This is a genomic window from Pseudoalteromonas sp. NZS127, from assembly GCF_015864805.1.
In the GTDB taxonomy this organism is placed as follows: domain Bacteria; phylum Pseudomonadota; class Gammaproteobacteria; order Enterobacterales; family Alteromonadaceae; genus Pseudoalteromonas; species Pseudoalteromonas nigrifaciens.
This window is the reverse complement of the sequence record NZ_JADYWN010000044.1, coordinates 1-1,832: the sequence shown is the minus strand read 5'-3', so window position 1 is coordinate 1,832 and position 1,832 is coordinate 1. Positions and strand designations below refer to the sequence as shown.

Genomic DNA, 1,832 nt, shown 5'->3' with positions numbered 1-1,832 from the left:
GCTTGCCGGGTGTGGCGCGCTGGAGCGTCATTCGACGCCGCAGATAATCGTCGGACAGGTTGATACCGGCGATCATCCGGTCGCGCGCCAGATCGTATGTGCGGTCCACCACCTCGTTCAAAGCGGTGACGGACGCGCGGCCAATCTCTTCGCCGCTGGCCTGCGCGAGTCGTTCTCCCAGTTTCACTACCTGGGAGGCGTCGATCTTGAGCGTGTAGTCGCGGGCTTTGGTCATGGCACCGTCGTCTCAATGACGATGTAGCGGCGGGAGTAGCCGTTGTCCTCGATCATGGTTTCGAGGCGGAACGAGCGGCCCGCGTGGGGCCCGGTTCCCGTGAATTTCAGAGAGTCCCCGCCTTTGGGGTTGTGCCGTTTAGCGAGGGTGATCACGTCGCTGTTGGTCACCAGGTCGCCCCGGCTCTGTGCGCGCTCGGCGTCCATACCGACGAGCTGCACGTCGTGCTNCGCTGTTGGTCACCAGGTCGCCCCGGCTCTGTGCGCGCTCGGCGTCCATACCGACGAGCTGCACGTCGTGCTCGATGTTCACTTTGCAGGGGACCGCACCACGTAAAAGAGCGTCCTCGCCCAGCAGGGAAAGGACGCTCTCCGTCATGCGCCCGAAGACGCTTGCCATTTAGCTCGCGGCCACAGACAGCTTGATGACTGCCTCGGGCAACGAGTTGAAGTGGATCGGGTTGGACTGCGCCTCGCCGATGATGCCCTTGTTGAAAGGCATCGCTTCCTGCTTGGCGTAGAACGGCAGGCCCTGCGTGTTCACCGTCTCCATGTAGTCCGCAGGTGCGAACTTGGACTGGAACATGCCGGGGACACCTTCGGGGTAGGCGTAGGCGATACCGTCAGCGATGAAGTCGCCGGCCGAGGTGCCGCCGTCGTAGACCTCGAAGATCACGCCTGCGAACTCGAAGTCGCCACCGTTCACCTGGTCGGTGCGCAGGTAGGCGCCTTGGTTCCACAGTTCCCACGCCTTGATCATCTTGGTGTTCTGCACCAGGGGGGTGAAGAAGCCCAGCGAGCAGATCACGCGGATGCGACCGAAGGAGCGACCACCCATCTTGGCGCGGATCATCGACTTGAGGGTGATGATCGAAGCCTTGGGGTCGCCGTTGGCGGCCACAGCGATGTTCCAGAACTGGGTCTGCTGGGTCATGCCGAAGGCGTCGTACACGTCGAGCAGCGTGGAGCCGTCGGCGTCGGTCACCAGACCCTTGAGTGCGCCGACGCGCATGTTCTCGTGGGTCAGGTCCATGCTGGCACGCACGTTGGCGAGCTTGCGCTGCACCAGTGTGGCTGCCTGCTCGACTTCGGTCTCGCTGCCGTAGGCGCGGATGCCTTGCACTTCGTCTGCGAGCACCGACCATGAGGCGGGGATGTGCAGAGCGTGCAGAGGGATCAGCTTGCGAGGGCCGAGGGCGACAGGCTCACGCACACCGCCGCGGGGGGCGGTGGGCAGCAGCTTGATGCTCGACCCTTGGCGTTCGATCATGAACGAAGTGGTCGAGATGCCTTCCTCTTGGAACAGACCCTTGTCGCCCAGTTTGGTGGGCACGTCGGGAATGTCCGTGATGGTGCTGGACAGAGACGTAACGCTGAACGCATCGTCCTGGAAAATGTCGAGGGTTGCCATGTTTCTTGTGCTCCTGAGTCGAGAGATGAAAGGCTCAGAGAGCCGGGGTGGAAACGGTTGGCAGGCCAGCCGTGCCGCGCACGATCAGACCTTTCTTCGCCAGGTCGGTCTGGCCTGCCGCGTCGAGACCCGTGAGTTCGAAGCGGTTCAGCTCGGCGTCGCGCACGAAGCCCACTGCGTCGGAGTC

General features: G+C 63.2%; 3 protein-coding genes. All 3 read right to left on the bottom strand.

What is annotated here, in order from left to right; genetic code table 11:
* The coding region (locus I6E78_RS18255) for a hypothetical protein (protein ID WP_197183092.1) at positions 1 to 235 on the bottom strand (235 nt) is incomplete at its 3' end.
* The gene (locus I6E78_RS18250) at positions 232 to 456 is read right to left on the bottom strand and encodes a hypothetical protein (RefSeq protein WP_197183091.1); all 225 of its coding nucleotides are present in this window, start codon (positions 454 to 456) and stop codon (positions 232 to 234) included. The genes I6E78_RS18250 and I6E78_RS18255, both read right to left, overlap by 4 nt.
* A gap of 178 nt (positions 457 to 634) precedes the next feature.
* Positions 635 to 1,645 (bottom strand): major capsid protein, encoded by a 1,011-nt coding sequence (locus I6E78_RS18245; RefSeq protein WP_114488103.1) that lies wholly within the window; start codon positions 1,643 to 1,645, stop codon positions 635 to 637.
* Between the last annotated feature and the right edge of the window lie 187 nt (positions 1,646 to 1,832).

What these genes read in the sequence shown, in the direction of transcription:
- I6E78_RS18245 (WP_114488103.1), bottom strand. Translation starts at nt 1,645, where the DNA reads ATGGCAACCCTCGACATTTTCCAGGACGATGCGTTCAGCGTTACGTCT.